Below are 24,983 nucleotides of genomic sequence, written 5' to 3' on the forward strand. Positions count from 1 at the left end.
CCGCTCCTCGCATGATCAATACGGGCTACGGGCTCATGCTACGGACCGTGGCGCTCTCACCACGGCACGGGTGCGCCGTCCCAGGAGAAGAACCCGCCGGTCGGCCCGTCGTCCGGCAGCAGCGCCAGTCGTACGGCCCCGCGCGCCGCCTCGGCGGGATCGCCGCCGCCGGTGATCCCGGGGACCAGGTCGGTGGCCCGCCGCCCCGGGGCGAGGGCGTTCACCTTGATCCCGTCCTCGGCCAGTTCCTGGGCGTAGAACACGGTGAGCGCGTTGAGTGCGGCCTTCGAGGAGCGGTAGGCGGCGGACCGGGGGCTGCCGTGCGCGAACTGCGGATTGGGATGCGTACTCCAGGTGAGGGATGCGGTGCCGCTGGAGACGTTCACGACGCGCGGGTGGGCGGAGCGGCGCAGGGCCGGCAGGAAGGCGTTGGTGACCGCGACGACCCCGAAGACATTGGTCTCGTAGGTCCGCCGCAGGTCCTCGACGCCGGTCGCGGCGGGCGGGCCGGTCACCGGCTGGATGCCCGCGTTGTTGACCAGGACGTCCAGGTGTTCGATCCGGGCTGCGGCGCGCTCGACGCTGCCGGGATCGGTGACATCGAGGACGAGGAGCCGGGCGGCCCCGCCGATCTCCAGGACGGCCCGCTCACCGCGCCCGGTGTCCCGGGAGCCGACGTGGACGGTCCAGCCCTCCTCGGCGAGGAGCCGGGCGACATGGAAGCCGATGCCCTTGTCGGCACCGGTGACGAGTGCTGTGCGATCGTTCATGACAGCCACGGTTCCCCGGTCGCGTCCGTCCTGCCAGGGACCGTCTGTACCAGGCGGACCGGGGAGGCGGCGGTATGGCCAGGCAGGAACTGGCCCGATTCCTGCGGGAGCGCCGGGCGGCGCTGCGGCCGGCCGCGGTGGGGCTGGCGCCGGGCACCGTCCCGCGCCGTACGCCCGGACTGCGGCGCGAGGAGGTCGCCGAGCTGGCCCATGTGTCGGTCGACTACTACACCCGGCTGGAGCAGGCCCGCGGCCCCCGCCCCTCGCCGCGCGTCCTGGACGCCCTGGCCGGCGCCCTGCGGCTGGCACCCGCCGAGCGCAGCCACCTCTTCCGGCTGGCCGGCTCGGCGGCCCCGCCGCCCGGCGCGTCGGCGCCTCGGCAGGTACGCCCGCACGTGTCCCGGATGCTGGAGCGGCTGCACGGCACCGCGGCGATCGTCACCGACGCCGGGTACGGCCTGGTCGCCTGGAACCCGCTCGCCCAGCGGCTGTTCGGCGGGGACCTGGGGCACGGGACGGTCAACCTGGCCCGGCGGCGCTTCCTGGGCCAGGGCCGGATGTACGAGAGTTCGGGCGCGGCGGAGTTCGGGCACATCGTCGTGGCCCGGCTGCGGCGGGCCGCCGAACGCTATCCGCACGACGCCCGACTCGCCGACCTGCTGGGCGAGTTGCACGCGGACAGTGCGGAGTTCCGGCGGATCTGGGCGCTGCACCCGGTGCACGCCCCGGGGCACCGCGCCAAGGTCCTCGACCATCCCGAGCTGGGGCGGCTGCGGCTGAACTGCGATGTCCTGCTGGTGCCGGAGGACGACCAGGAGGTCGTCCTCGTCACGGCGGATCCGGGCTCACCGTCGGCCGGACGGATCGCCGAACTGGCCGGACCGGCCTAGCCGGACGCCACTCTGTACCAGTCCTGCGTCAGCTGTCCCAATCGGCCGACAGCACGGTCTGACAAGGCTTCTGCCGGGCATTCGTCTCGGTGGAAAGGAGGACCGTCACATGGCGAGTTCCACGAAGGAGAGCAAGGCGAGCTCCACGAAGGAGACGCCCGTCAAGGCCCTGCCCCGGCGCATGCCCGGCTGGGCGAAACTGCTCACCGCGTTCGTGCTGGTGCTCGTGGTGCTGTTCGCCGGGATCAAGCTGGCGGTGCTGCCGGGCATCAAGGACCTGTTCGGCACCGAGACCCGGGACAACACGGGTCCCGCGCTGCTCAAGTCCATCACGGACATGAGCCGTTACGACGCGGCGTCCGGCAACTTCCAGGTCGTCGTGGACCTGGAGAAGGACGCCAAGTACCTGCCCAGCGCGATCCGCGGCACCCGCACCCTGTACGTCGGGGCGGGCAACGTCGACGCCTACGTCGACCTCGGCAAGATCCACCAGAAGGACGTGACGGTCAACGGCGACCGGACCGAGGCGACCATCCGGCTGCCGCACGCACAACTCGGCAAGGCAGCCCTGGACCCCGACCACTCCTACGCCGTCTCCAAGGAGCGCGGCCTGCTGGACCGGCTCGGCGACCTGTTCTCCGACAACCCCAACAGCGAGCAGGCGGTGCAGAAGCTGGCCGTGAAGCACATCTCGGCGGCGGCCAAGGACAGCGGGTTGACCACCCGGGCCGAGACCAACACCACCAACATGCTGGAGGGCCTGCTGCACTCCCTCGGCTTCACGGAGGTGCATGTGTCCTACGGCACCGTCTGACCGGCGGACGCCAGAGGGCCCGGCGGTGTGCTCCGGCCACCGCCGGGCGGGGCGGCATCGCCGGGCATTTCCTGGGTAACTGGCTTAGCACGCCGAGATGTTGAAGAGTGGAGGACCGACATGGCCAGCGCCGCCTCGCGCCCGCGCACCAGCAAGGCCGGGACCACCGAGGAGACGAAGAAGGACGGGGGCACCGGCGGCAGGGCCGGGCTGTTCACCAGGGCCGCACGCGTCGTCGGGGTCCGCCGTGCCGAGCCGGACCCCGGCCCGAAGAAGGCTACGGCCGCGAAACCGGGCGGCGCCGCCAAGAAGGGCAAGGCCGTCGGCACCGGCAGGACCAGCCGCATCGGCAAGGCCGTCGGCACCGGTAAGACCGGCGCGTCCCGCAAGGGCGCCGCCGCCAAGGCCGGCGGCTCGGGCGGGAAAGCCGGCCGCCCGGGCGGGAAGGCGGCCGCGGCCAAGTCCGGCGCGGAGCGCCGTCCGCTGCCCCTTCCGCTGCGGCTGCTGGCCATGGCGTGCGCCTTCACCGCGATGGTGGCGTTCGCCGTCGTCCTGGCCCAGCTGACCCTGGATCCGTCCCCGGCGTCGGTGTCGATCGCCCACACCAATCTGCATCCCGGCGCCACCCTCAAGATCTATCTGGACCAGCCCGCCTTCCGTGACGCCGTCAAACAGATCGGCGGGAACATCCTGCTCGGGGTCCCGTTCGGAATCCTGGTGCCGGTCCTGGCGCCCGGCGCCCGGAGCGTCCTGCGGGTGCTGGCGCTGACCGCGATCGTGATGCTGCTGGTGGAGCTGGCGCAGGGGGCGCTGGTCACCGGCCGGGCCTTCGACGTGGACGACGTCATCCTCAACACCTCGGGGGCGCTGGTCGGTTGGCTGCTGCTGGGCCGCCGGCTCGGCCGCGCGGTGCACGCGCGCAAACGCAAGGCGTAAGCCGGGAGGACGGCCGCCCGAACGTCCGAGACTGGTCCGTACCAAGGTATTGACGCGTCACTTATCTCACTCCTTAAATCAACAGGCGACGCCTTCACCCCCCACCTCGGCCGGCCGCCTCCCCGCGTCCGGCCGCCGTACGGAAGGAGGAGCCGTGGCCTCCCCACGCTTGCTCCGCAGATGCCTGTTCGCCGTCCTGTCCGCCGCACTGGCCGGTTCCTTCGCGGTCGGCCCGGCCCGCCAGGCGCAGGCCGCCGACGCCGGCGCGGCCGCCGTCACCTTCTCCGACACCTTCGACGGGGCCGCCGGCTCGGCGGTCGACTCCTCGAAGTGGTCGATGGAGACCGGCGACAACGTCAACAACCACGAGCGGCAGTACTACACCTCGGGCACCAACAACGCGGCCCTCGACGGCCAGGGCCACCTGGTCATCACGGCCAAGAAGGAGAATCCCGCCAACTACCAGTGCTGGTACGGCACTTGCCAGTACACCTCGGCCCGGATGAACACCTCCGGGAAGTTCAGCGCCCAGTACGGGCACGTCGAGGCCCGGATGAAGATCCCGCGCGGGCAGGGCATGTGGCCCGCGTTCTGGATGCTCGGCACCGACATCGGGTCGGTCGGCTGGCCGAACTCGGGTGAGATCGACGTGATGGAGAACGTCGGCTACGAGCCCTCGACCGTGCACGGCACCATCCACGGCCCCGGCTACTCCGGCTCGGCCGGCATAGGCGCGGCCTACTCGCTGTCGAACGGCCAGGCCTTCGCGGACGCCTTCCACACCTTCGCGGTGGACTGGGCGCCCAACTCGATCAAGTGGTCGGTCGACGGGAACGTCTACCAGACCCGCACGCCCGCCGACGTGGGCGGCAACACCTGGGCGTTCAACAAGCCGTTCTTCCTGATCCTGAACCTGGCCGTCGGCGGCTACTGGCCGGGCGACCCGGACAGCTCCACCTCCTTCCCGCAGCAGCTGGTCGTGGACTCGGTGTCGGTGACGACCGGTGACACCGCGGCCGGGGTCGCGATCAAGGGCCTGGCCGGCAAGTGCGTGGACGTGGCCGGGGCGAACTCCGCCAACGGCACGGCCGTACAGCTCTACGACTGCAACGGCACCGCCGCGCAGCAGTGGACGGTCGGCAGCGACGGGACCGTCCGCGCGCTGGGCAAGTGCCTGGACGTCACCGGCGGCGGCACGGCGGACGGCACGACGGTCCAGCTCTACGACTGCAACGGCACCGCCGCCCAGAAGTGGGCCGTCTCCTCGGCGCACGACATCGTCAACCCCCAGGCGAACAAGTGCCTGGACGTCACCGGCAACAACTCGGCCAACGGCGCCCGGCTGCAGATCTGGACCTGCACGGGCGGCGCCAACCAGAAGTGGACCGTCGGCTGAGCGTCCGGCCCGTCGGCTAGCGGCGCGGTGGGCGGGGCGTCCAGGTGTACTTGTCCCCGCCCACCCAGCACACCACTCCCGGGTCGTCGAGGTCGTGGACCGTGATGCCGTAGGCCGCGGCGACCGACAGCACCTGGGTGATGTCCCTCGCCTCGGCGACCACCTCGCCGTCGATCTCCACGATGCGGAAGGGCGGGGAGCCCGGCTTGCCGGTCATGACCCCGAGCACCAGGATCCGCGGCTGGGAGATGTGGGGGCTCGCTATCTCGGTCATGCAATCGAGGGTAGATCTCCCCGGGCGGAAGTGGCCTGCCCGAGTCACCCTGACGGCGGGGTGGCCCTGCTGGTCAGCGCTTCGGCGGCCGGAGATTTGCCCGGATGTTTGCGCGGGCTTGAGAAGGGAGAGGGCCGCGGAGCACCGGCGGTTCCCGGGGGTGACGCGGATCACGGGCGGGTCTGGAACACCGTAGGGTGGTTGCCCGTTGAACCAGCCGTGGGTGCGGATGGGACAGTGTCCCCGGGCCTCACCTTTTGCCCACAGGGACGATCGTTTGGCTGAAGCCCTGTGGAGCGTTTCGCCGAGAGGCGACCGCCATCCGTGCCCACCACCTGGCCGCCCCGGCCGCGAATCCCCCGTCGCGGCCGGGGCTTTCCGCTGTTCGGAGCCGTTCGGGGCCGCCCGGAGCCGTCCGGGGCCGCTGAGAGCCGTTCGGGGCACCCCGGGATGCTCCGCTTGACTTCGAGCGCGCTCCAATTCGTAGCGTTCCTTCCATGAACACCACGACTCCTCAGCACAAGATCGGTTCCGGTTTCGGCGCGGAGAGCACGGCCGCCGACGTCCTGGCGGGCCTCGACCTCGGCGGCCGGCTGGCGATCGTCACCGGGGGCTACTCCGGGCTCGGCCTGGAGACCACCAGGGCCCTCACCGAGGCGGGCGCCCGGGTCGTCGTCCCCGCACGGCGCGCCGAGGCCGCCCGGGAGGCGCTGACCGGCCTCGACCGGGTCGAGGTGGACGAGCTGGACCTCGGCGACCTGGACAGCGTGCGCGGCTTCGCCGAGCGGTTCCTGGCCTCCGGCCGGACCGTCGACTTCATGATCGACAGCGCGGGGATCATGGCCTGCCCCGAGACCCGGGTCGGCCCCGGCTGGGAGGCCCAGTTCGCCACCAACCACCTCGGGCACTTCGCCCTGGTCAACCGGCTCTGGCCGGCCATCGAGCCGGGCGGCGCCCGGATCGTGTCGGTCTCGTCCCGCGCCCACCACTTCTCCGGCATGCGCTGGGACGACGTCCAGTGGACGCACGGCTACGACAAATGGGAGGCGTACGGCCAGGCCAAGACCGCGAACGTGCTGTTCGCCGTGCACCTGGACCGGCTCGGCCGGGACGCCGGTGTGCGGGCCTTCGCCCTGCACCCGGGCGGCATCATGACCCCGTTGCAGCGCCACATCCCCCGCGAGGAGATGATCGAGCGCGGCTGGATCGACGAACAGGGCACCGTCCTGAACCCGCAGGGCTTCAAGACGCCCGAGCAGGGTGCGGCCACCCAGACCTGGGCCGCCACCTCCCCGCAGCTGGCGGACATGGGCGGGGTGTACCTGGAGGACTGCGACATCGCCGAGCCCGCCGTGGAGGGCGCGACGACCGGCGTGCAGGCCTGGGCCGTCGACCCGGAGCAGGCCGCCCGCCTCTGGGACCTCTCGGCGGAGCTGACGGGCGTGAACGCGTTCGCCTGATCCCCGGGGCGCTCAGGCCACCATGCACCGCGTCACCCGACCCGGGTGGATGAACTCCCGGACATCTCCGCCCAGTTGCCGGGCAGCGGACTTCCTGCGGCCCTCATGCCTGCGGCGCCCCGACACCCGGGTCCTCAGCCGGATCAGTCGGACGGCTCGTCCGGCGGCGGGTCGCCGGGGTGCACCGCCCCCGAGCTCGGTGCACCCCGGGGTCCGGTGCCGGCCTCGTCGGTTTCGGGCAGGCCGGCGGCGTCGCCGTCCGGGTGACGGCCCTCGGCCGCGTCCCACGGATCCCGGCCGTCGGTCCCGGCCTGCTGGTCCTGCATGTCGCGGGGTACGGGCCGCTCGCCCCGTCGGTCGCCCACGGCGTACTCCCCTCGTGTCGGTCCGAGCGGTGGGCGAGTACCTCGCCGGGGAGTCCTCAAACGGATCGGCTCAGCGCGGGGACCGCTCCTCCAGCGCCGTCCGCCAGGCCGGCAGCCGGTCCTCGGTGACCGGTTCCGCACGGCGTCCGCCGCGACCGAAGAAGTCGGCGAGGGGCAGGATCGCGGCACCCACGGTGACCGCGTCCGGGCCGAGCCGGCCCAGGTCGATGGTGACCTGCTCGGCGGGGTGGCGCAGCGCGTACGTGGTCGCGTAGCGGCGGACGGCGGGCAGGAAGCGGGCGCCCAGCTGGAGGCCGGCCCAGCCGCCGATCAGGATCCGCTCGGGCTGGAAGAGGTTGATCAGGTCGGAGAGGCCGGCGCCCAGGTACTCGGCGGTCTCCTCCAGGACGGCGAGCGCGACCGGGTCGGGCTCGGTGCCCTCGGGCGGATAGGCGGCGGCGAGCATCGCGGTGAGCGCGGACTCCTCGTCGAGGCCCTCGGCCGGCCGGCCGCCCCCCTCGCGCCAGCGGTCCAGCAGCGACTCGGCGCCCGCGTAAGCCTCCAGGCAGCCGAGCGCTCCGCAGCGGCAGCGGCGGCCCCGCACCCGTACGGTCAGGTGACCCCATTCGAGGGCCCGGCCGTGCTCCACCTCGGCGGTGACCAGACAGGCGCCGACGCCGGAGCCGAACAGCGCCACGACCGCGTTGTCCGCGCCGCGTCCCGCGCCGAACCACATCTCGGCCTGGCCCAGGGTCTTGGCGCCGTTGTCGATGAAGTACGGCACGGAGTCCCGGAGTTGGCAGCCGGTACGGAGCAGCTCCTCCAGCGGGACGGCGTCCCAGCCGATGGTCTGGCCGTGCACCACCGCGCCCCGGTCGACGGTGTGCTCGACGATGCCGGGGACGCCGACACCGACCCCGAGCAGCAGCTCGGGCGAGGCACCGTCGGTGGCGAGGACCTCGTCGATGCCGTCCCGGATGTGGCCGACGATCACCTCGACGTCGTAGCCCTGCTGTTCCAGAGGGCGCTCGACGCGGGCGAGTTCGGTGAGGTTGAGGTCGAAGAGTTCGACGCGGACGCGGGTCTCGCCGACGTCCACGCCGATCATGTGGCCGCTGTGCGGGGCGACCCGCAGCAGGGTGCGGGGGCGGCCGCCGTCGGAGTCGACGCTGCCCGCCTCCTCGACGAGGCCGTCGGCGACCAGGTCGGCGACCACATTGCTCACCGAGCCGGAGCTCAGGCCGGTCGCCGGGCCCAGCTCGAAGCGGCTGAGCGGGCCGTCGAAATAGAGCCGTTGCAGCACGGCCGTGCGGTTGGCCCTTCTGAGGTCGCGTACCGTGCGCCCGTTCCGCCCCGTCATGTGGCTCCGCTCCCTTCACGAACCCTGCCCGACCTGCAACATACTCCTTCGGGGGGCCGGAAGCGATATTTCCCCAACCCTTAGTTCACGCTGTGAGCTAAGGAGGGGACGGCTCCGGGGCACGCCGTGGGGGTGCGGGTGGTACGCGGGCGACGGGCCCGTCGTGGCTGTCCGCGCAGTTCCCCGCGCCCCTGACGGGGCGCTTCACACCGGGGCGCCAATCAGGATGACGCGTACACATCCTCCACGAAACGACCGTTCGCCACCAGGGAGTTCAGCCATTCGTCGGCGTTTCCTCCCGGAGTGCGGTCGCGGTACATCGTACGGAACACCTCGCGTACCCCGGGTGCCATCCGGCTGCCGTCGCCGCAGACGTACACCCTGGCGCCTGCCGCCAGCAGAGTCCAGACCTCGTCGGACTCGGCCGCGACGCGGTGCTGGACGAAGGTGCCGGCCGTGCTGAAGGCGGGGCGGATCGACACCGCGCCGGTGGCCTCCGCGCCGCGCAGCTCCTCGGCGTGCAGGAAGTCGGCGTCGGGCGCGTCGCAGCCGAAGTAGCAGAGGGCGGGCGGGAGTTCGGTGCCCGCGGCGAGGGCGGCCGTGCGGTCGGCGATCGCGCCCCGGAAGGGGGCCAGACCGGTGCCGGCCGCGATCATGATGACCGGTGCGCTGTCGTCGACGCGGAACACCTCCCGGCACGGCTGGACGCGGGCGTACAGCGTGTCCCCGGGGCGCAGGGTGGTCAGGTGGTGGGAAGCGGTGCCCTGGTAGGTGCCCTTGCCGGAGCGGGCGGGGGCCTCCAGGAGGGAGATCATCAGGTCGGCGTGGCCGGGGGCGGTGGCCGGGGACGAGGAGATCGAGTAGTGGCGGGGCTTCAGCGGGGTGAGGAGCTCCAGGAGGCGGGGCCAGTCGAGGGCGCCGCGCAGGGCCGGGTGGTCCTCGATGATCTCGACGAGGGTGCGCGGGTCGTCGCCCGGAGCCGCGAGGGCGGCGAGGGCGGCGAGGGCGGCCTTCTCGGGCGGGCAGGGGTCGGCCTCGGCGAGGAGGGACAGCTGCTGGGCGCTCGGGCGTTCCTGCAGCTCGACGTGGTGCGTGAGGAGTCGGCGTACGGTCAGCGGGCGGTCGACGGCGAGGCCGTCGCGGCGCGGGCGGGTGGCGCGGATGTCCAGGACGGTGTCGGGGTCGATGCCGAGGGCGGCGGCCGTGCGGGCGACGAGCTCGGGGGCGTTGGCGGGGAGCACGCTCAGATGGTCGGCGGTGCGGTAGCGCACGCCCTCGGGCAGGGCGATGCGCAGGAAACGCTTGGTGCGCCGATGTCCCGGGGCCGTGAGGTCGTACGCCTCGGTGACCGTCATGGGGACGAGCCCGTGGCGGTCGGCGAGGGCGTCGAGGTGGCCGCCGGTCAGGGTGCGGACCTCGTAGGCGGTGACCGGCTCCGCCGAGGGGGTGGCGTCGGGGTCGCCGTACCGCTCCAGCAGGGCGGTGCGCAGCCGGGCGGTGAAGGCGCGGACCGTGCCGGTCAGGTCGCCGGAGGCGTCGGCGGCGGCCCGGTCGGTGAGGCGGGTGGCGCCGAGTTCGGCGAGGCGGGCGTCGACGCGGGTCGGGAAGTGCTGGTAGGTGGCGGCCCAGTTGCGGTCGCCGACACCGAGCACGGCGTAGGTCACGCCGGTCAGGTCGGGGCTGCCGTCGAGCCAGGCGGCGAAGGCGGTGGCGTCGTCGGTGGGGCGGCCGTTGTAGGAGGCGGCGGTGATGACGACGGGCCGGTCGGTGGGGAGACCGGTGGCGTACGCGTCCAGGGCCGCGACCTCGGTGGCACAGCCGATCCCGGCGGCCTCGTCGGCGAGTTGGGCGGCGAAGCCGCGGCAGGTGCCGTAGTTGCTGCCGTGCAGCAGGAGGGCGCCGGTGCCGGTGCGGACGCGGGCCGGAAGGGCGGCCGTCTCGCGCGGGTCCGGGGTGACCGTCGGCACGGCACCCGGCAGGGGCCGGTGTTCGCGGTCCGCGGGGGTGCGCGGGGTGAGGGTCAGGGTGAAGCCCTCGGGCTTGAGGGTGAGGGTCTCCTTGACCGTGAGCGTGTAGTCCGCGTGGTCGTGCGGCCGGTAGCGGTGCACCAGCATGGCCAGCAGCATGGTCGCCTCGTGCAGCGCGAACTGGCGTCCGATGCAGGCGCGTTCGCCGGTGCCGAAGGGCTTGAAGGCGTGCACCGGGCGGGCCGCCTCGGCCTCCGGGGCGAACCGGGAGGGGTCGAACAGCTCGGGGTTGTCGCCCCAGACGGGCTGGCGGTGCAGCATCGGCGCGAGCACGGTGACGGACTGGCCGGCCTTCAGCGGGACCCGGCCGCCGAGCAGGGTGTCCGCCAGGGCGTGCCGGCCGAACGCGGCGGCCGTCGGCCACAGCCGCAGCGCCTCGTTGAGCACCTGCCGGGTGTAGGTGAGCCGGCCGACCTCGTCGTAGGTCGGCTCCGGGTCGGGCGTGTCGCCCCACAGGGCGTCCACCTCGCGCTGCACCAGCTGGAGCGCGGTGGGGTGCTTGGCCAGGTAGTACAGGGCGAAGGACATCGCGCCGGAGGTGGTCTCGTGGCCCGCGATGAGGAAGGTGATGACCTGGTTGCGGATGTTGGCCGGGTCCAGGGTGGTGCCGTCGTCCGGGTGGCGGGCGGAGAGCATCAGGCCGAGGAGGTCCTCGGCTCCGCTCTGGTCGGTGCCGGTGCGGGCGGCGATGACGTCGTCGACGACCTGGGCGAGGTAGGCGGCATCGGCGCGGAAGGCCGCGTCGGCGGCCGTGTGGTCGGCGCCGGGCCGGCGGGCCAGCCGGGTCATGCTCCACTCCAGGCAGCGGACCATGGACTCGACGAAGGGGTGGGGTTCGGCGCGCTCGAAGGAGCCGAAGTCGTGGTCGAAGCCGGCCAGGCCGATGGTGTCGAGGGTCATCCGCGTCATGTCGTCCGGGACGTCGACCGGGCGTCCGTCGCGGGCGGCCCGGTCCCAGGAGTCGATCAGCCGGCGGGCGACCTTGAGCATCACCGGGTGGTAGGTGTGCATCGAGCCGAGCGCGAAGGCGGGCATGAGGATGTCGTGCGCCTTGGCCCAGTTGGGTTCGTCGTTGTAGGCGGTGAACAGCCCGTCGGCGACGAAGGCGCGGACGTTCTCCAGGGCGGGTCCGACGTGCTTGGCGAACCGCTGCTCGTCGGCGAGGTCGGCGACCAGGTCGGCGTCGGCGACGAACAGGGTGTCCCGTCCGTGCAGCCGTCGTACCAGGACCGGTCCGTGCTCCCGCATCAGGTCCATGACCTGCTGGATCGGGGTACGGCCGGGGCCGGTGGCGGTGATGTCGGCGACGGGGACGCCGGGCAGGGCGGGTGCGGTGACGGGGTACGGCGCGGTGGGGGGCATGGCGCGGCAACTGCCTTTCGCGGTACGGAAGTCCTGCGTTCCAGCGTGGTCCCCGGGGGGTGCGGCCCGGCGCGCCCGCACTACACGATCGTGCAGTCGAAAGTGTCCGCCGGGTCTTGCGCCCCACCGGTGGAGTTGCCTCTGACCTGGTGGCTCGCCTTGGATGAGGGTGAAGGGAGCTGAGGTGGGCATGGCGGCGGGCGGGCTCGACGGGGTGGTGTGGCGCAACCGTGCCCTGACGCTGTTCGACCGGGTGGCGGTGCCGATCGCGGTGTGCGACGTGTACGGCGTGGTGGTGCTCGCCAACCCCGCGATGGCCGCCGAGTGCGGGACGCCGCCGGGCCGGCTGCGCGGCCGGGACGTGCTGGAGCTGTTCCGCCCGCAGGAGGAGGCGCAGGTGGAGCGGATCGCCGAGGCGCTGCGGCTGCGGCACCGCTCGCGCTACCAGGTGTCGGTGCGGTGGCGGGCGCCCGGCGGGGCGGAGCGGTACGGGGAGCTGACGGCGGACCCGGTGAGCGAGGCGGTGGGTGAGACGCCGTCGCTGCTGGTGATGTTGCGGGTGGCGGGCGAGCGCGCGGCGCCCGAGGCGGAGCCCGCCCGGGTCACCCCGGTCGAGGGGCGGGTGCTGGCGCTGCTGGCCGGGGGTGCCTCAACCGCGCAGGCCGCCCGTGAGCTGGGCCTGACCGGGGACGGCGTGACCTACCATCTGCGCCGGCTGTCGGCCCGCTGGGACGCGGCGAACCGCACCGAACTGGTCGCCCGCGCCTATGCCTTGGGCGTGCTCAGGCCGGGTGTCTGGCCGCCCGCCCCGACGGTGTAGGCGGTGCCGGCGCCTTCCGGGGCGCCGAAGCGGGCGAGGGTGTGCCAGACCATCTTGAGGTCCTGGATCGCGTAGCGGCCGGTGCGGGCCGCGTCGCCGATGATCCGGGGGTCGATCACGTCCTTCTCGGCGATCAGGGCGCCGAGTTCGGCGTACTCGGGGCCCCGGTAGTCGGCGTGCCGGCGCAGCTCGGCGACGGTGAGCCGGTAGCCGGGGTGCCATTCCACCGGGAAGGGCAGCCGGCGGGCCGCGGTCGCCACCGGGGTGGAGCGGTAACCGGCGTCCAGGACGAGGGCCTCCACGTCCCGGTCGAGCCGGACCCCGCCGTGCACCTGGGTCTCGATGTAGTCGTTGAGGGCGTCCTGCTCGTCGGCCTCGGCCAGGGCGAGCAGATGCGTTCCGGTGGCGACGCCGAAGTCCGTCGGCTCGGCCGCGCTGTCGGGGTAGCAGAAGGTGGCCCGGTCCAGGGCCGGGCCGGTCAGCCGCAGGTGCGAGGAGCCGAACCGCGGTGCGGCGCCGACCACTTGGCGGCGGAAGTTCAGCGCGCCGTACACCGGTCGCTCGGCGGGGCGGGCGTCGTCGTAGGTACCGCCGAAGATCCGGCTCTCCCAGCGCCAGCGGTCGCCGCCGGGGTGGGCGGTGAGCCCGCCGTTGCTGGTGCCGGTGACGAACTGCGAGTGGTAGACGCCGTCCCGGGCCAGTGCCCGCAGGATCGGCAGGCCGGCCGAGAGCCGGTCGGGGTGGAAGTTCAGGGTGACCCGCAGACCCGGGTCGAGGGCCGGTCCCGAGGACAGCGCGGCCACATGCCGCAGCGCCGCCGCGGCCCGTGCCGTCCCGATGCCCGGGTGCCCCATCGGCTCCTCCCCCGCCCTGTGGCCGGTCTGCTGTCGGCCGACCCTAACCGACCGCGGCCGGACCCGTCGCGGCCGTTTCACCCCCGGGCGGGCCGCGGAGACCGTCCGTAATCACCTCTGGTCGTCCAGCCACTAGCGCGCGTGAGTGATCTGTGGACAATACGTTCGACGTGACACGCGAGTGGGAACAGGCCAAGGGATGCAAGACGTACGGAAGTGGGCCGACGGGCTGCGACGACTGCTGCGGCGCCATCGGGACCCGGTGGTCGTCCAGACGCTGCGGTCGGCCACCGCGGCCACGATCGCCTATGTCGTCGCGCTCCATCTGAGCCCGGAACCGGCCCCGCTCACCGCCCCGCTCACCGCGCTGCTGGTGGTGCAGGTGACCCTGTACGCCACGCTGACCAACGGCTTCCGCCGGGTCAACTCGGTGGTGGCCGGTGTGCTGGTCGCCATCGCGTTCAGCCAGTTGGTGGGGCTGACCTGGTGGAGCCTGGCGCTGCTGATCGTGGCCTCGCTGGCGGTGGGGCATCTGGTCCGCGTCGACGAGTACATCCCCGAGGTGGCGATCAGCGCCATGCTGGTGCTCGGGGTCACCACGATCAGCAGTACGGCGTGGGCGCGGATCGTGGAGACCCTGATCGGCGCGGTCGTCGGGATGGGCTGCAATCTGCTGCTCCCGCCGCCGGTGTGGGTGGACGAGGCCGGGGAGTCGATCGAGGGCCTGGCGCGCCGGCTGCGGCAGTTGATGCTGCGGATGGGCGAGGAGGCGGCGGGGCTCACGCCGTGGCAGCAGGCGGCCGAGCGGCTGCACGAGGCGCGCCGTCTGGACCACGCCATCGTGGAGGTGGACGCGGCGCTGCGGCAGGCCGAGGACAGCCTGCGGCTCAATCCGCGGGTCAGGGAGGGCCTGCTGCACCGGGTGGTGCTGCGCACCGGCCTGGACACGCTGGAGATCTGCACGGTCGTGCTGCGGGTGCTGGCCCGCACCTTCACCGACCTGGCCAAGGCCCGCGAACCCGAACCCCTGTTCGCCTCGGACGCGGGGGCGGCCGTGGAGCGGCTGCTGTCCCAGATCGCCGACGCCGTGGTCAGCTTCGCGGTGCTGGTGACCACCAGCATCAGCGAGAGCGCCGAGTCGGCCGAGGCCCGGCTCACCGCCGAGCTGCACAGCGCGGCCGGCACCCGCGACAAGCTCGCCGAGCTGCTCCGGGACGACGTCCGCCGGGACGACCGGAACTGGCAGCTGCTGGGCGCCGTGCTGACCGAGGTCAACCGGCTGCTGGACGAGCTGGACACCGAGCACCGCACCCGCCGGCTGCTGGAGGAGCTGGACCGGGTCTCCGCCGAGCAGCGCGCCAAGCGGCCGCCGTGGCTGACCTGGCTGCGGGAGCGGGTGGGCGTACCGGAGCGGCTGCGGCGGAACCGGGGCGGTGGCCCCGGACGTTCTCTGTGAAGGACGGGGAAGGGGGCACGCCGATGACCGACACGGCGGTACGGATCGACGGGAACACACTGCGGCTGCCCGGCGAGGTGGCGGTGCGGTTCGTGCGCACGCTGCGGCTGCCGGAGACGGGCACGCATCCGCTGCCGCCGGGGCTCGGGGAGTTCCCGGTCCGGCGGGTCGGCGACTACCCCGACACCGCCCCGGCGGAGTGGCTGGCCCGGGGCGGGGTGATGCTCCCGGTGTATCTGCGCGAGGCGATGTGGCTGAGCTTCGCGGGCACGGCGCGGCCGGCGGCCCTTCAGGTCGGCGTGGGCAAGGTGTGCGCGGTGTCCGGGAAGCCGTGGAGCGACCGGCTCTCGCAGCGGCCGCAGAACTACCTGGCACTCCCCCGGCAGCCCTGGCTGGACGGGATCAACTCCGGGAAGGGCACGGTGCGCCAGTTCGTCGCGGTGCCGCTCGGACTGGGCGCGACGGTGGAGGGGCAGGTCACCGGCGAGGAGGTGTGGGGCGGGGTGCAGCTCCAGTCCTTCCCGTTGTCCGGGGAGGCGCTCGCCGAGTACCACCGTCAGGAGCGGCTGCGGCGCGAGCGGCTGAGCCGGGAGCGAACGCACAGCACCCGGTCGGCGGGCGCCTTCGGCACGGCACTGCCCATGGCGGCGGCCGCGCCGGGAGCGGCCCCGGCGGCGCGGGCACGGAGGTCGGCCCCGGCGGCGATGGGCCTCGGAGTCGGCGGCTCGATGCGCCAGGAGGTGTACCTGGACGAGCGTCCGCTGCGGGACTGGTCCGAGACCCCGGCCGGACGCGTGTTCGTGCACCTGGTCACACCCCCGCAGTGGCACCGGATCACGGGCGAGGCACCCCCGCCGTCGCCGGTGGACCGGGCGGCGTACACCCGCGCGGGTCTCCCCTGGTACGACTACTACGACGAGGACGCCCGGGACCTGGCGCCCACGGACGCCCTGGAGGCGGTCAAGCCGGTCGGCGACTGGCTGGGCGACGACCTGGAGCCCTGGCAGCAGCCGTCGCAGGGGCAGGTCCTGCCCCTCAAGGACGCGCCGGGCAAGCCGGTGGAGGACGGCGACTGGTGACCGCCGTTGCAGGGAATGCAACAGCCGTTGCCCATCTTGCTTTCGACCATGGTTCCACGCCAAGGTTGCTGTCACGACCGAGGTGACCGACGACCTGAGGTGCGGGCATGGACAGCGGTACGGAAGTGACGGGCGGCGGCTGGAGCAGGCGCCGGTTCGTCGGCGTGATGGCGGGCGCCGCCGCGGTGGTGGCCGTCCCGGCACCCGCGGCACCGCCCGAGGAGGCCCGCGCCCGCGCCGCATCGTCGGCGGTCACCGGCACCCCGGCGAAGTCGCCCGCGCGTCTCCGCCCACTCCACCTCGGCACCTACACCTCCGTGGACGGCGGCGGCACCGGCATCGGCCTGGCCACCTACGACCCGGAGACCGGGGCGATCACCGGGACCGGCACGCTCACCGGCGTCCCCGACCCGTCGTATCTCGCCGTCCACCCGGACGGCCGCACGCTCTACGCGGTGAACGAGCACACCGCCGGGAGCGTGACCGCCGTACGCCTGGCGGACCGGAGGATCCTGGGCAGCCGGAGCACCGGCGGGGCAGGGCCCTGCCATCTCTCGGTGCACCCCACCGGCCGCTGGCTGCTGAGCGCCAACTACACCTCGGGCAGCGTGGCCGTCCATCCGATCGACGCCACGGGCGCCCTCGGGGAGCGCACAGCCCTGGTCACGCACTCCAGTCCGGCCCCCGGCCCCGGCCAACAGGGCCCGCACGCCCACCAGTTCGTCACCAGCCCGGACGGCGGCCACGTCCTCGCCGTCGACCTGGGCACCGACACGGTCTACAGCTACCGCCTCGACCTGACGAAGGGCACGCTCACCGAGGTCTCCCAGGCGCACACGAAGCCGGGGGCGGGCCCGCGCCATCTGACCTTCCATCCGGGCGGGCGGTACGCCTACCTGGCCGACGAGGTGGACGACACGGTCGCGGTGTGCGCGTACGACCCGGCGTCCGGCCGCCTCACGATCGGCGCGCCGCAGTCCACCGGCAGCGCGCCGGGCACCACCAACTACCCGGCGCAGATCCTGGTCACCGCGAACGGCGCCTACGCCTATCTGGCCAACCGGGGCGACAACACCCTTGCCAGGTACGCGGTCGAGGCCGACGGGGCCCGGCTGCGGCTGCTGGACACGGTGCCGGTGCACGGGGACTTCCCCCGGCAGATCGCGTTCTCCCCCGACGGCGGGCTGCTGTTCGCCGCCAACCAGCGGTCCGGCACCGTGAGTGTCTTCACCGTCGACGCGCGCAGTGGCGAACTCCGGCTCGCGGGCGAGCCGTTCGCGTCACCGGTCGCCGTCTGCGCGCTGCCGCTGTAGCGTCCGCGGGCAGGAGGCGGCGGCGCTGGCCTGGGCCAGCAGCACGTGCATGCGCTCGGTGAGTTCGGCGACGTCGTCGGCGGGCGCGTGGAAGGCGAGCCGGACGTCGCCGTGGGCCCGGGCGCGTTCGATGCGCAGGGTCAGTCCGTGCCGGTCCACGGCGAGGGGCTGGACGCGGGTCGCGGCGTGCAGGCTCTCCGGTTCGACGAGCCGGGTGAGGCGCTCGACCGCGTCCGGGTGGGCGTCGGCGAGGTGGGTGAGCAGTCCGGCCTCGGCGCCGGCCAGCGGGTCGGGGTGCGCGGCGGTGAACTCGTCCAGGTCGACGACGACCGCCCCGGAGGGCCGGCGCAGCACCACGCGGGTGGGGTGGAAGACGAGATGCCCGTCGGCGAGGACGAACCAGCCGGCCATCCAGAGCCGGGCCCGGATCCGGTTGCGCACCGGTACGGGCGCGACGTCGGCGAACTCGAGGACCGCGGACGGCTCGCCGCGCGGGGCGCAGATCGCGGCCGCGAGCAGCGCGCTGTCCTCGGGCACATGCAGCAGCACCCGGCCGTCGTCGGCGACGGCGTGCGCGCCGACGAACTCCTCGCGTCCGCCGTCCGCGGTCACCAAGCACGACCACGCGGTGGCCAGCAGCGACCGGGCCTGTTCGGCCGCGCCGGGTCCGGCCGCCCAGGCCGCCTGTTCGTCACCCATCCCGAAACCTCCTTAGGTAAGCCTCACCTAACTTAGCGAAGATCGGGGTGCACGCCAAGCGCGGAGCGCGCCACGCACGTGAAGAACCGCTGTGACTTCGGACGAAGAACCGCCGCGACCGACCAGGAACCACCGCACCGTCAGGAGATGACACCCAGCAGCGCCCGCGCGCACAGGTCCCGCACCTGTTCCCGCGTCAGCTCCTCGGTGCGCAGCCACTCCAGGCAGACCTGCGTGGTGAAGGCCAGCCAGCCGCGCACCGCGAGCCGGGCGTCGGGACGCCCTTCGAGAGCCGGCCCGAACTCGGGGTCGGCGGCCAGGGAGGCGAGGATCTGGCGCTCCTGGGCCGTCTGGGCCCGCCGGTAGACACGGCGCACGGCCTGGTCGCCGGAGGCCTCGGCGCGATGGAAGGCCCGGAAGCCGTGGGCATGGGTGTGGACGTAGTCGAGGTAGACGTCGAGACCCGCGGTGAGCTGCTCACGGGCGGGCACCCCGGGCCCGGACGCCGTCATCCGCAGCATCCGCTCACTCTCCCGCTCCACGACCGCCGCGAAGAAATCCCGTTTCGTCGGAAAATAGTGGTACAGCAGGCCCCGGGAGACACCGGCGATCTCGGCCACCTGCTCGATCCACACGTCGTCGTACGGGCTCTCGGAGAAGAGCCTGGCCCCGACCGAGAGGAGCTGCTCGCGGCGTTCCGCCGTGCTGAGTCTGCGGCGGCTGCGCTCACCCTGGTTCGCGACCATGTCCGCACTTTACTTGACGCGGGTTCAACAACAGGTCGAGACTGAAGCCGCTTATTGAACCCACGTACAACTAGCTCAACCTGCCGCAGCATCGAGGGAGATCGCGTCATGGCGGAGACGGTCACGCAGCCGGGGACGGGGCCGCAGGGCCCGCTGCCGAAGGGTTTCCGGGGCGCCGAACAGGGCTGGCCGGAACTGCGCCGCATCCCGCACCCGCCGCGCCGGCTGCCGCTGCTCGGCGACATCCTGGGCGTGAACCCGCGCACCCCGCTCCAGGACTCGATGCGCCTCGCCGGGGAGCTGGGCCCGATCTTCCGGCGCAAGGCGTTCGGCAACGAGTTCGTGTTCGTGTGCGGTGCCGCGCTGGCCGCCGACATGGCCGACGAGTCCCGGTTCGCCAAGCACGTGGGCCTCGGGGTCGCCAATCTCCGCCCGATCGCCGGGGACGGCCTGTTCACCGCGTACAACCACGAGCCGAACTGGCAGCTGGCGCACGACGTCCTGGCCCCCGGTTTCAGCCGGGAGGCCATGGAGGGCTACCACGCGATGATGCTGTCGGTGGCCGGGCGGCTGACCGACCACTGGGACCGGGAGCAGGCGGCCGGCCGCTGGGTGGACGTGCCCGGGGACATGACCAAGCTGACCCTGGAGACGATCGCCCGGACCGGCTTCGGGCACGACTTCGGGTCGTTCGAGCGGGACCGGCCGCACCCCTTCGTGACCGCGATGATCGGCACCCTCACCTACGCGCAGCGCCTCAACAGCGTGCCCTCGCCGCTGGCGCCGCTGATGCTGCGGCAGGCGTCCCGGCGCAACACCGCCGACATCGACTACATCAACCGCACGGTCGACGACCTGGTCGCCGAGCGGCGCCGGACCGGCCGCGGGGAGGGCGACCTGCTCGACCGGATGCTGGAGACGGCCCACCCGGAGACCGGGGAGCGGCTCTCCGCCGAGAACGTACGGCGGCAGGTGATCACCTTCCTGGTGGCCGGCCACGAGACCACCTCCGGCGCGCTCTCCTTCGCCCTGCACTTCCTCTCCCGGCACCCGGAGATCGCCGCCCGGGCCGCCGCCGAGGTGGACCGCGTCTGGGGCGACACACCCGCGCCGGGCTACGAGCAGGTGGCCAAACTGCGGTATGTGCGCCGGGTCCTCGACGAGTCGCTCCGGCTGTGGCCCACCGCCCCGGCCTTCGCCCGCGAGGCCGTCGAGGACACCGTGCTGGGCGGGGAGCATCCGATGCGCCGGGGCGGCTGGGCGCTGGTCCTGACGCCGATGCTGCACCGGGACCCCGAGGTGTGGGGCCCGGACGCCGAGAGCTTCGACCCGGACCGGTTCGAGGCGAAGGCCGCGCGCGGCCGGGCCCCGCACACCTTCAAGCCGTTCGGCACGGGCGCCCGGGCCTGCATCGGCCGCCAGTTCGCCCTGCACGAGGCCACCTTGGTGCTGGGCCTGCTGCTGCGCCGCTACGACTTCGGGGCCGACCCGGACTACCGCCTCCGGGTCACCGAGCGGCTGACGATCATGCCGGAGAACCTGCGGCTGCGGCTGGACCGGCGCAGCCCCGCCCCGGCGCCGGTGACCGTGCCGGACACGCCCGTCTCAGAGGGCGGCGGCTGCCCAGTGCACGGGGTGGGTGACTGAGCCCGGCAGCCGGGTACCGGCGCCGCCCCGGGCCGCGTCGACCTGCGGCTGGGTCAGGAAGAGGGCGCCCGTGAGGTCCGCGTCGGTGAGGTCGGCGTCCCGCAGGTCGGCGCCGATCAGATCCGTGTCCCGCAGGTCGGCGCCGGTGAGGTCGGCGGCGATCAGGTAGGCCCCGCGCAGGCTCGCGCCCCGCAGGTCGGCGCCCCGCAGCCGGGCACCCATCAGATCCGCGCCCCGGCGGTCCTTCTTCCGGCCGCGCACCCCCGCCCGGGCCAGCTCACTGGTCCGCAGCAGCAGCACGTTGACCGTCTGCCGGTGGGCGGCCACGTCCAGGGCGACGAGTTCCCCGGGCGTCCGCCGGGTGAGTTCCTCCGTCGTCTCCAGCAGCGTCCTCAGCTCGGCGTGGACGGGGCGGGCGGCGGGCAGGCCCAGGGCCTCCGTCAGGTACCAGAGCAGTTCGTGCAGCTGGCGGACGACCGGGAAGACGTCGAACATCCGGCGGGCGTCCTCCCCGGACCCGGTCCGCCAGTCCCGGCCGCCGAAGGTCACCTGGGAGACCTGCTGCCCGGCGCCGAAGCAGTCGTAGACCGTGCAGCCGCTGAACCCCCGCTGCCGCAGCTCGGTGTGGATGCCGCAGCGGTGGTCGCCGCCGAGGTTCCGGCAGGGCTGCCCGGCGGGCTTGCTGACCGCGAAGTCGGCCGAGGCGGTGAACGGCAGGGCGACACAGCAGAGGCCGAAGCAGCGGGCGCAGTCCCCGCGCAGCCGGGCCCGTCCGGATATCTGTTCTGGCATCCGTCCACCCTACTGACCTGCGAGGACTTCCTCGTCCGCATTTCTGAGCCGGACCGCGTCCGCGCCCGGCGGTCGGCCGAACTGCCGCCGGTACTCACGGCTGAACTGGGAGGCGCTGTCGTAGCCGACCGCGTAGCCGACGTCGGCCACGTCGTCGGTGCTGCTCATCAGCCGCAGCCGGGCCTCCTGGAGGCGGATGTGCTTCTGGTACTGGATCGGGGTCAGCGCGGTGACCGCCCGGAAGTGCCGGTGGAACGGGGACGCGCTCATGCCCGAGAGCCGGGCCAGCTCCTCGACGCGCAGCGGCTCGGTGTAGTGGTCGCGGATGAAGCGGATCGCCCGGCTGATCTGGGTGAGGCGGCTGTCGGCGAGCCCGATCTGCCGCACCAGCGGCCCCTGCGCGCCGGTGACCAGCCGCCACAGGATCTCCCGCTCGATCATCGGGGCGAGGACCGGGATGTCGGCGGGCCGGTCGAGCAGCCGGACCATCCGGACCACGGCGTCCACCAGGTCGGCGCCGGCCTCGCCGACCGCGAGCGCGGGCAGGTCGTCCGTACGGCGGCGGGCGGCGCCGGCCTGCGGGTCGATGCCGGACTCCAGGAGCAGCGCGGCCAGCCGGGCGGGCCGCAGGCGCAGCCCGAACCCCAGGAAGGGCTCCTCGGGGGTGGCCCGGGTGCAGTGCCCGGAGACCGGCAGATCGACCGAGACGACGAGGTACTGGCCGGCTTCGTAGTCGTAGATCCGGCCGCCGAGCGTCAGCCGTTTGGCGCCCTGGGCGGGCAGTGCGAACACGGGGTCGGTGATGCCGGAGCGGGGTCCGGTGGGCCGCTCGGCGCGGGTCAGCATGAGGCCGTCGATCGCGGGGACGGCATCGGCGCCGCGTAGGGCGTGCCGGTCGATCAGGGTGCGCAGTTCGTCGAGGGACACGTTCGATTCAAACGCCGGCCGGGGACCGGGCGCAACACCCTCCCCGCGCACATCGACAGGATCGTGCAAGCGTGCGGTGCGATCGCCCTAACGTTCCCGCAGCTCAGGCTGGTTTGCTCGAAGAGACGGATTCCCCACGCATCTTCCACGGAGCATTCCATGGCACTCGACTCGTACGTCGGTCTCGGCCGGTCCGGACTCAAGGTCAGCCCCTTCTCCCTCGGCGCGATGAACTTCGGCGAGGACGGCGGCTTCGGCTGCTCGGTCGAGGAGTCGGAGAAGATCCTCCAGACCTATCTCGACCTCGGCGGCAACTTCGTCGACACCGCGAACTTCTACACCAACGGCCACTCGGAGGCGATCCTCGGCGACTTCCTCGCCGCCCGCCCCGGCCTGCGCGACCGGCTGGTGCTGGCCACCAAGTTCTTCGGCAACCTCCACCCCGGCGACCCCAACGGCGGCGGCGCCGGCCGCAAGGCGATCCTCGGCCAGCTGGAGGACTCGCTGCGCCGGCTGCGCACCGACCACATCGACCTGTACTGGCTGCACAACCACGACCGGTCCACGCCCGTCGAGGAGACCCTGCGCACCCTGGACGACCTGGTGACGGCCGGCAAGATCCGGTACGTCGGCTTCTCCGACACCCCGGCCTGGTTCACCGCCAAGGCGCACACCATGGCCCTGCTGCGCGGCTGGACGCCGGTGACCGCGCTGCAGATGGAGTACTCGCTGCTGGAGCGGACCATCGAGGGCGAGCTGATCCCGCTCGCCGAGGACGCGGGGATGGGCCTGCTGCCCTGGTCCCCGCTCAAGAACGGCTTCCTGTCCGGGAAGTACCGCCAGGGGCGGACCGCGCCGGCGGACGCGAAGCGGTCGGCCGTCCTCGGGCAGCCCACGGCCGAGCAGTTCACCGTGATCGAGGCGCTCGCCGGCGTCGCCGAGGAGGTCGGCGCGAGCCCGGCAGCCGTGGCCCTGTCCTGGGTCCAGAACCGGCCCGGCGTCACCTCCACCCTCATCGGCCCGCGCACCCTGGCCCACCTGGAGGCCAACGTGGCCGCCCTCGACGTGCGCCTGACGCCCGGACAGACGGCGCTGCTGGACGAGGTGTCGGCCCCCGCCCTCAACTTCCCGTACGACCTGAACCGGCGGGTCGGCGCGATGCTGAAGTACGCGGGGGCCACCGTCGACGGGGTGCCGAGCGCGGTGTATCCGCCGCTGCTGGCGAGCACGGCCCGCTACTGAGCCGGGGCCTGTTCGGGGTCCTCGTCGTCGGCCCGTACATGGGTGAGCTTGGCGGGGTTGGTGACGACGTAGACGCCGCGGACCCGGTCGCCGTCCGGGGTGAGGTCCATGACCATCACCGCGTACGGGGCGTCATCCGTGAACAGCACGGCCGCGTCGTCCCCGTTGACCCGGCGGTAGTGGACGTCCATGTCCCCGGTGCGCCGGGTGGCATAGCCGGCCAGCATGCGGGCGGCCTTCTCCCGGCCGTGGACCGGACGCAGCCCGGCCGCCTGCCGGGCGCCCCCGCCGTCGATCCAGACCGTCACGTCCGGGGCGAGGATCTCCATCAGCGCCCCGATGTCCCCGCCGAGGGCCGCCTCGACGAACCGCTCGGTGGCCTCCCGGCGGACCCGTGGATGGGCGCGGTAGCGGGGGCGGCGGGCGTGCACATGGGCGCGGGCCCGGTGGGCGAGCTGCCGTACGGAGGCGGGGGTCCGGTCGAGCATGCCGGCGATCTCGGTGTGCGGATAGCCGAACACCTCGTGCAGGACGAACACCGCCCGCTCCAGCGGGGTGAGGGTCTCCAGGACCACCAGCATCGCCAGCGAGACCGCGTCGCCCCGCACCGAGTGGTCGGCGCTGTCCGGGGCGAGCCCGGTGGTGGCCTCGGTGACCAGGGGCTCGGGCAGCCAGGGACCGACGTACGTCTCCCGGCGGGAGGCGATCACCGCCTGCCGGGCGAGCGCGTGGTTCACCGCGATGCGCACGAGGTAGGCGCGCGGGTTGTCGATCTCCGCCAGCGGCGCCCGGCGGTTCCTGCCGGACCAGGACAGCCAGGTCTCCTGGAGGACGTCCTCGGTGTCGGCGACGCTGCCGAGCATGTTGTAGACGACGGAGAACAGCAGTTCGCGGTGGTCGACGAAGTGCCGCGTCACGGCGGGCGCCGGCACGTCCTCGGGTTCGGCCGCCGCCGGGCTCACTTCCCGCCCCCGAACGCCTCTTTCCGGATGACCTGGAGGAGAGTCGGCACGCCGTGCGTGGTGCGGACGTCGACGAAGGCGCGCACATGACGGCCGTCGGTCGCCGTGCGCAGCAGCGCGTCGGCCAGGTCCGCGCGCGAGGTGAACCGGCCGGGCAGCCGAGAGGTGGCCGTCCGGTAGTCGCTGACGGCGTCCGTGTCGAAGAGACCCGCGGGCCGCAGGACCGTCCACTCGTGCTCGCTGTCCCGCACGATCTCCTCCATCCGCCGCATGTCCTCATACACGGTCCGCCCCATCGTGCGCGCGATGAGGGGTTCGAGCACCTTCCGGAAGAAGAACGTCTCGCCGGGGGCCGGCACCCCGAAGAGCACGGTCGAGGAGACACAGACCAGGCGCCGGACCCCGTGCTTCGTCATGGCCTGGGTGATGTGGGTGATGCCCTCGGAGTACACGGCGACGGGGTTACGGCCGTAGGGCACCCCCAGCACCGAGATCACCGCCTCCTGTCCGGCCACGGCCCGCGCCACCGCCTCGGGGTCGGACACGTCCGCGCCGACCACCCGCAACCGCGCGTCGCGCAGCGGGAATTCCTCGGGACGCCGGGTCACGGCGACCACCGAGTGCCCCTGGCCGACCGCCCGCGCGGCGACCCGCCGCCCGGTCGGCCCGTTCGCTCCGAACACCGCGAGCTTCATGTGCTTCCCCTCTCCTGCTCCTGCGGACGACCCCGCAGAAGGTGAGAGGGACCGCCGGCGCCGGATGTGACATCGGCTTCGCAGGACCCGGACCGGA

At 73.2% G+C, this 24,983-nt stretch carries 23 protein-coding genes; 11 read left to right on the plus strand and 12 right to left on the minus strand.

Annotated features, from left to right (window positions below; genetic code table 11):
- Window positions 1-56: 56 nt before the first annotated feature.
- Window positions 57-770, minus strand: coding sequence for an SDR family oxidoreductase (locus tag ACIPSJ_RS21720; protein ID WP_401347839.1), 714 nt, complete (start codon window positions 768-770; stop codon window positions 57-59).
- Window positions 771-844: 74 nt separating this feature from the next.
- Between ACIPSJ_RS21720 and ACIPSJ_RS21725 the strand changes: the two genes are divergently transcribed.
- The 4 genes from ACIPSJ_RS21725 (at window position 845) to ACIPSJ_RS21740 (ending at window position 4,806) form a co-directional block, all read left to right on the plus strand.
- Window positions 845-1,660 carry a helix-turn-helix transcriptional regulator gene (locus ACIPSJ_RS21725; RefSeq protein ID WP_401347841.1) on the plus strand — a complete coding sequence of 272 codons (816 nt, stop codon included), beginning with the start codon at window positions 845-847 and terminating at the stop codon, window positions 1,658-1,660.
- 181 nt (window positions 1,661-1,841) lie between these two features.
- A complete protein-coding gene (locus tag ACIPSJ_RS21730) occupies window positions 1,842-2,474 on the plus strand; it encodes a DUF4230 domain-containing protein (RefSeq protein WP_401348657.1) in 633 nt (210 codons plus the stop codon).
- 120 nt (window positions 2,475-2,594) lie between these two features.
- Entirely contained in the window at window positions 2,595-3,410 is an 816-nt protein-coding gene (locus ACIPSJ_RS21735) for a VanZ family protein (RefSeq protein WP_401347843.1), read from the plus strand.
- Between the two features lie 154 nt (window positions 3,411-3,564).
- Window positions 3,565-4,806: an RICIN domain-containing protein gene (locus ACIPSJ_RS21740; RefSeq protein WP_401347844.1), complete on the plus strand. Its 1,242-nt coding sequence runs from the start codon at window positions 3,565-3,567 to the stop codon at window positions 4,804-4,806.
- 16 nt (window positions 4,807-4,822) lie between these two features.
- Here the strand turns inward: ACIPSJ_RS21740 and ACIPSJ_RS21745 are convergent, their stop codons facing one another.
- Window positions 4,823-5,080 carry a hypothetical protein gene (locus tag ACIPSJ_RS21745; protein ID WP_355709322.1) on the minus strand — a complete coding sequence of 86 codons (258 nt, stop codon included), beginning with the start codon at window positions 5,078-5,080 and terminating at the stop codon, window positions 4,823-4,825.
- 497 nt (window positions 5,081-5,577) lie between these two features.
- Between ACIPSJ_RS21745 and ACIPSJ_RS21750 the strand changes: the two genes are divergently transcribed.
- Window positions 5,578-6,540 (plus strand): SDR family NAD(P)-dependent oxidoreductase, encoded by a 963-nt coding sequence (locus tag ACIPSJ_RS21750; RefSeq protein ID WP_359222615.1) that lies wholly within the window; start codon window positions 5,578-5,580, stop codon window positions 6,538-6,540.
- A 143-nt stretch (window positions 6,541-6,683) separates the two neighbouring features.
- On the opposite strand, the gene ACIPSJ_RS21755 is transcribed toward ACIPSJ_RS21750, so the two are convergent.
- The 3 genes from ACIPSJ_RS21755 to ACIPSJ_RS21765 form a co-directional block, all read right to left on the minus strand.
- Window positions 6,684-6,905 (minus strand): hypothetical protein, encoded by a 222-nt coding sequence (locus tag ACIPSJ_RS21755; protein ID WP_401347846.1) that lies wholly within the window; start codon window positions 6,903-6,905, stop codon window positions 6,684-6,686.
- Between the two features lie 70 nt (window positions 6,906-6,975).
- Window positions 6,976-8,265: an ROK family transcriptional regulator gene (locus tag ACIPSJ_RS21760; RefSeq protein ID WP_359222614.1), complete on the minus strand. Its 1,290-nt coding sequence runs from the start codon at window positions 8,263-8,265 to the stop codon at window positions 6,976-6,978.
- Window positions 8,266-8,486: 221 nt separating this feature from the next.
- Window positions 8,487-11,654: a bifunctional cytochrome P450/NADPH--P450 reductase gene (locus ACIPSJ_RS21765; protein WP_401347849.1), complete on the minus strand. Its 3,168-nt coding sequence runs from the start codon at window positions 11,652-11,654 to the stop codon at window positions 8,487-8,489.
- Window positions 11,655-11,844: 190 nt separating this feature from the next.
- Between ACIPSJ_RS21765 and ACIPSJ_RS21770 the strand changes: the two genes are divergently transcribed.
- Entirely contained in the window at window positions 11,845-12,474 is a 630-nt protein-coding gene (locus ACIPSJ_RS21770) for a PAS domain-containing protein (RefSeq protein WP_401347852.1), read from the plus strand.
- Here the strand turns inward: ACIPSJ_RS21770 and ACIPSJ_RS21775 are convergent.
- Complete coding sequence (locus tag ACIPSJ_RS21775) at window positions 12,420-13,328, minus strand: DUF3626 domain-containing protein (protein ID WP_401347854.1); 909 nt, start codon at window positions 13,326-13,328, stop codon at window positions 12,420-12,422. The two genes, ACIPSJ_RS21770 and ACIPSJ_RS21775, sit on opposite strands and share 55 nt — an antisense overlap.
- A gap of 199 nt (window positions 13,329-13,527) precedes the next feature.
- Between ACIPSJ_RS21775 and ACIPSJ_RS21780 the strand changes: the two genes are divergently transcribed.
- The 3 genes from ACIPSJ_RS21780 to ACIPSJ_RS21790 all read left to right on the plus strand — a co-directional run bounded on the left by ACIPSJ_RS21780 (window position 13,528) and on the right by ACIPSJ_RS21790 (window position 17,176).
- Entirely contained in the window at window positions 13,528-14,784 is a 1,257-nt protein-coding gene (locus ACIPSJ_RS21780; protein ID WP_401347856.1) for an aromatic acid exporter family protein, read from the plus strand.
- A 23-nt stretch (window positions 14,785-14,807) separates the two neighbouring features.
- A complete protein-coding gene (locus ACIPSJ_RS21785; protein WP_401347858.1) occupies window positions 14,808-15,863 on the plus strand; it encodes a hypothetical protein in 1,056 nt (351 codons plus the stop codon).
- Between the two features lie 107 nt (window positions 15,864-15,970).
- On the plus strand, window positions 15,971-17,176 hold the full coding sequence (locus tag ACIPSJ_RS21790; RefSeq protein WP_401347859.1) for a lactonase family protein: 1,206 nt from the start codon (window positions 15,971-15,973) through the stop codon (window positions 17,174-17,176).
- Here ACIPSJ_RS21790 and ACIPSJ_RS21795 read toward each other — a convergent pair.
- Together ACIPSJ_RS21795 and ACIPSJ_RS21800 are read right to left on the minus strand one after the other, a co-directional pair.
- Window positions 17,144-17,875, minus strand: coding sequence for a DUF2470 domain-containing protein (locus ACIPSJ_RS21795; RefSeq protein WP_359222607.1), 732 nt, complete (start codon window positions 17,873-17,875; stop codon window positions 17,144-17,146). The genes ACIPSJ_RS21790 and ACIPSJ_RS21795 overlap by 33 nt on opposite strands.
- A gap of 140 nt (window positions 17,876-18,015) precedes the next feature.
- Entirely contained in the window at window positions 18,016-18,621 is a 606-nt protein-coding gene (locus tag ACIPSJ_RS21800; RefSeq protein ID WP_355709304.1) for a TetR/AcrR family transcriptional regulator, read from the minus strand.
- Between the two features lie 108 nt (window positions 18,622-18,729).
- Here ACIPSJ_RS21800 and ACIPSJ_RS21805 point away from each other — a divergent pair, with 108 nt between their 5' ends.
- The gene (locus tag ACIPSJ_RS21805) at window positions 18,730-20,268 is read left to right on the plus strand and encodes a cytochrome P450 (RefSeq protein ID WP_359222605.1); all 1,539 of its coding nucleotides are present in this window, start codon (window positions 18,730-18,732) and stop codon (window positions 20,266-20,268) included.
- Here ACIPSJ_RS21805 and ACIPSJ_RS21810 read toward each other — a convergent pair.
- Both ACIPSJ_RS21810 and ACIPSJ_RS21815 read right to left on the minus strand, forming a co-directional pair.
- On the minus strand, window positions 20,227-21,060 hold the full coding sequence (locus tag ACIPSJ_RS21810) for a pentapeptide repeat-containing protein (RefSeq protein WP_401347864.1): 834 nt from the start codon (window positions 21,058-21,060) through the stop codon (window positions 20,227-20,229). The genes ACIPSJ_RS21805 and ACIPSJ_RS21810 overlap by 42 nt on opposite strands.
- Window positions 21,061-21,069: 9 nt before the next feature.
- Window positions 21,070-21,987 carry an AraC family transcriptional regulator N-terminal domain-containing protein gene (locus tag ACIPSJ_RS21815; RefSeq protein WP_401347866.1) on the minus strand — a complete coding sequence of 306 codons (918 nt, stop codon included), beginning with the start codon at window positions 21,985-21,987 and terminating at the stop codon, window positions 21,070-21,072.
- A gap of 159 nt (window positions 21,988-22,146) precedes the next feature.
- Here ACIPSJ_RS21815 and ACIPSJ_RS21820 point away from each other — a divergent pair, with 159 nt between their 5' ends.
- Window positions 22,147-23,229: an aldo/keto reductase gene (locus tag ACIPSJ_RS21820; protein WP_401347869.1), complete on the plus strand. Its 1,083-nt coding sequence runs from the start codon at window positions 22,147-22,149 to the stop codon at window positions 23,227-23,229.
- On the opposite strand, the gene sigJ is transcribed toward ACIPSJ_RS21820, so the two are convergent.
- Entirely contained in the window at window positions 23,223-24,191 is a 969-nt protein-coding gene (gene sigJ, locus ACIPSJ_RS21825; RefSeq protein WP_401347871.1) for an RNA polymerase sigma factor SigJ, read from the minus strand. The genes ACIPSJ_RS21820 and sigJ overlap by 7 nt on opposite strands.
- Complete coding sequence (locus tag ACIPSJ_RS21830) at window positions 24,188-24,886, minus strand: NAD(P)-dependent oxidoreductase (protein ID WP_401347873.1); 699 nt, start codon at window positions 24,884-24,886, stop codon at window positions 24,188-24,190. Before ACIPSJ_RS21830 ends, sigJ begins: the two co-directional genes overlap by 4 nt.
- Window positions 24,887-24,983 lie beyond the last annotated feature (97 nt).

Source organism: Streptomyces sp. NPDC090088 (genome assembly GCF_044747345.1).
Classification (GTDB): Bacteria; Actinomycetota; Actinomycetes; order Streptomycetales; family Streptomycetaceae; genus Streptomyces.

Coding starts and splice junctions, on each gene's coding strand:
- ACIPSJ_RS21720 (WP_401347839.1), bottom strand. CDS start 770: ATGAACGATCGCACAGCACTCGTCACCGGTGCCGACAAGGGCATCGGC.
- ACIPSJ_RS21770 (WP_401347852.1), top strand. CDS start 11,845: ATGGCGGCGGGCGGGCTCGACGGGGTGGTGTGGCGCAACCGTGCCCTG.
- ACIPSJ_RS21820 (WP_401347869.1), top strand. CDS start 22,147: ATGGCACTCGACTCGTACGTCGGTCTCGGCCGGTCCGGACTCAAGGTC.
- ACIPSJ_RS21725 (WP_401347841.1), top strand. CDS start 845: ATGGCCAGGCAGGAACTGGCCCGATTCCTGCGGGAGCGCCGGGCGGCG.
- ACIPSJ_RS21790 (WP_401347859.1), top strand. CDS start 15,971: ATGGACAGCGGTACGGAAGTGACGGGCGGCGGCTGGAGCAGGCGCCGG.
- ACIPSJ_RS21730 (WP_401348657.1), top strand. CDS start 1,842: ATGCCCGGCTGGGCGAAACTGCTCACCGCGTTCGTGCTGGTGCTCGTG.
- ACIPSJ_RS21735 (WP_401347843.1), top strand. CDS start 2,595: ATGGCCAGCGCCGCCTCGCGCCCGCGCACCAGCAAGGCCGGGACCACC.
- ACIPSJ_RS21830 (WP_401347873.1), bottom strand. CDS start 24,886: ATGAAGCTCGCGGTGTTCGGAGCGAACGGGCCGACCGGGCGGCGGGTC.
- ACIPSJ_RS21785 (WP_401347858.1), top strand. CDS start 14,808: ATGACCGACACGGCGGTACGGATCGACGGGAACACACTGCGGCTGCCC.
- ACIPSJ_RS21745 (WP_355709322.1), bottom strand. CDS start 5,080: ATGACCGAGATAGCGAGCCCCCACATCTCCCAGCCGCGGATCCTGGTG.
- ACIPSJ_RS21750 (WP_359222615.1), top strand. CDS start 5,578: ATGAACACCACGACTCCTCAGCACAAGATCGGTTCCGGTTTCGGCGCG.
- ACIPSJ_RS21805 (WP_359222605.1), top strand. CDS start 18,730: ATGGCGGAGACGGTCACGCAGCCGGGGACGGGGCCGCAGGGCCCGCTG.
- ACIPSJ_RS21795 (WP_359222607.1), bottom strand. CDS start 17,875: ATGGGTGACGAACAGGCGGCCTGGGCGGCCGGACCCGGCGCGGCCGAA.
- ACIPSJ_RS21765 (WP_401347849.1), bottom strand. CDS start 11,654: ATGCCCCCCACCGCGCCGTACCCCGTCACCGCACCCGCCCTGCCCGGC.
- ACIPSJ_RS21800 (WP_355709304.1), bottom strand. CDS start 18,621: ATGGTCGCGAACCAGGGTGAGCGCAGCCGCCGCAGACTCAGCACGGCG.
- ACIPSJ_RS21780 (WP_401347856.1), top strand. CDS start 13,528: ATGCAAGACGTACGGAAGTGGGCCGACGGGCTGCGACGACTGCTGCGG.
- ACIPSJ_RS21810 (WP_401347864.1), bottom strand. CDS start 21,060: ATGCCAGAACAGATATCCGGACGGGCCCGGCTGCGCGGGGACTGCGCC.
- ACIPSJ_RS21760 (WP_359222614.1), bottom strand. CDS start 8,265: ATGACGGGGCGGAACGGGCGCACGGTACGCGACCTCAGAAGGGCCAAC.
- ACIPSJ_RS21775 (WP_401347854.1), bottom strand. CDS start 13,328: ATGGGGCACCCGGGCATCGGGACGGCACGGGCCGCGGCGGCGCTGCGG.